Source organism: Phytobacter sp. V91, from assembly GCF_965644225.1.
GTDB lineage: Bacteria > Pseudomonadota > Gammaproteobacteria > Enterobacterales > Enterobacteriaceae > CBFFRJ01.
The window spans coordinates 1-2,514 of record NZ_CBFFRJ010000248.1 but is presented as its reverse complement, the minus strand read 5'-3'; the positions used below and the strand labels follow the sequence as shown (position 1 = coordinate 2,514).

The following is a 2,514-nucleotide window of genomic DNA, read 5'->3' as shown; positions in this document are numbered from 1 at the left end:
TTTTTTGCGGGAGGAATAGCTGGCAAGAGCGGGCATCGTGAAAAGTCTATGTCAAAGAAAGGGTTATGTTCTCATAAATGACGACTAAATAGCACCCCCTTAATGATAATGATAGTTAATTTTATTTCACTTGATTTTTTTATCGTGATAGCCTTTTTACCGAAATGAATAATTACAAACCGTAACGTAATGCTTATATATCTCAGGGGTGTTACAGTAATGAAAATAAATAGTAAAAGTTGCGTAAGAACAGCGGTGATTTTGGGATTAGGGCAGGTATCAATGCTGCCGCTACCGGGGATTGCGGCTGAAGAAACTATTACGGTGGTGGCCAATGATAAGAGCGAGGATCCCACCGCCCCTCTCAAGGGCGTCGTGGCGACGGTCAGCCAGTTGGGCACCAAGACGCCGACGCCGTTAATTAAAACCCCGCAATCTATTTCCGTCGTGACGCGCGATCAGATGGATTCACAGGATGTTTCCTCGGTATCGCAGGCGCTGCGCTATACTCCCGGGGTGTTTACCGAATACCGGGGTAGTTCCAACCGATACGACGAAGTGTTTATCCGCGGTTTTTATTATGCGCCGCGTTTTCTCGACGGATTGAGCTTCGGCGAGGCGGCGGGATCCGGGAATGGCGTCGTCGATCCCTGGCTACTGGAACGCATCGAGATAGTCAAGGGACCGGCTTCGGTGCTTTACGGCCAGGTTAGCCCCGGCGGCTTGGTGGGCATGACCAGCAAACGCCCGACCGCCACGCCGATACATAAGATCCAACTCAAAGGCGGGAGTAACGAGTTGGCATCGGGGGCGTTCGATTTCGGCGGCGCGCTTAATGATGACGGTACGTTGTTATATCGCCTTAACGGCCTTGCGCGCACGCAGCACAATCAGGTCGATGATTACAAGGAAGAGCGTTATGCGATCGCGCCGGCGCTGACCTGGATCCCCAATCCCGGGACCCGTTTCACCCTGTTGAGCAGTTTCCAGAAAGATCCTGAAGCCGGCTACCGCAACTTCTTGCCGGCAACGGGTACCGTATTCGCGACCGAACGCGGCTATATTCCTTTCGATTTCAACGTCAGCGACCCGTCGTTCCAGAAGTCGGAGCGCGAGCAATCTACTATCGGCTATGAGTTCGAGCACGTCATCAACGATCTGTTCACCTTCAAGCAGAATGCGCGCTATGCCAGGATCAGCCAGAAATACAAATATTTGGTTTATACAAACTCTTACAGTACCTACGTACTGAACAGGCGTGCCCAGATAGAGGAGCGCGATACCGATGAGTTCGTGCTGGATAACCAGTGGCAGGCCCAGTTCGCCACCGGCGCCGTGGATCATCAGCTGTTGGCCGGGCTGGACTACAAGTGGAACAAGGATCGTCAGGAGTTATGGCGCCGCAGCAGTACGAGCTACCAGATCGATTGGTCTTCCCCCAACTACGGCGTGTCGGTGGATGAGGGTTCTCTGACCAAGAGTACGGATCAGTTGCAGACCTTGGATCAGGTCGGCATCTACGCTCAGGATCAACTGGAATTGAACAATTGGAACCTGTTGTTATCTGGTCGATACGACTGGACCGAGGTACGTACCAATGATTATCTCGCAAGTAGCAAAGTGCAGCAAAACGATAATAAATTCACCGGCCGTGCGGCACTGCTGTATGCCTTCAGTAATGGCGTCTCGCCGTATGTGAGCTACAGCACTTCTTTCCTACCCAGCCTTCAAACCAACCGGGCACCGGGAACCGCACCTTTCTCTCCGAGTATCGGTAAACAGACTGAAGTTGGCATCAAATACCAGCCGGAGGGTTGGAATACCCTACTTACGCTGGCGCTCTACGATCTGCGTCAGACGAATATCACCACCTACAACAGCACTCTGGGCTGGTATGAACAGATTGGGGAAATTCGTAACCAAGGGGTAGAAGTGGAAGCTCGCTCGGCATTGACCGAATCCATGAATCTGATCGCGTCCTACGGCTATATCGATTCCGAAACCGTCAAAACCTCTGTGGCCGGTACGCAGGGCAAAACGCCGGCACGTGTTCCGACGCATACGGCATCGATATGGAGTGAGTACAACTTCCACTCCGGCGTAGCCGACGGCCTAGGCCTCGGACTTGGCGCCAGATATATCGGCACCAGCTACGGCGATGCCAAAAACACCTTCAAGGTACCCGCGGTCGATCTCTATGATGCCAAGGTCAGCTATGAGTTGGGCAAGCTGATCCCGGTGCTGAAGGGAACCACGGCGCAGATCAATGTCAACAACATCGCCGACACGAAATATGTCGCCGCCTGCGCCTCCACCACTTCCTGCTTCTACGGTATAGGCCGCACGGTAACGGCGACGGTTAATTATGAGTGGTAATTACATCCGGTAATCCCCCGGCTTTTCCGGGGGGCTGCAAAAGGTTTGACTTTTAAGTAAGGTGAACCGCCCCGGTTTTCCTGGAGAGTATTTTAGTTGGGAACTCAGGCTGCCAGATCCTTATTCCCGATGGAAGCA

Annotated in this window: 1 protein-coding gene; it reads left to right on the top strand. The window is 52.7% G+C overall.

Features of this window, described 5'->3' with window-relative positions:
• The first annotated feature begins 282 nt into the window (after window positions 1-282).
• Complete coding sequence (locus ACSZO4_RS25315) at window positions 283-2,376, top strand: TonB-dependent siderophore receptor (RefSeq protein ID WP_437891844.1); 2,094 nt, start codon at window positions 283-285, stop codon at window positions 2,374-2,376.
• Window positions 2,377-2,514: the final 138 nt, after the last annotated feature.

Coding starts and splice junctions, on each gene's coding strand:
- ACSZO4_RS25315 (WP_437891844.1), top strand. CDS start 283: ATGCTGCCGCTACCGGGGATTGCGGCTGAAGAAACTATTACGGTGGTG.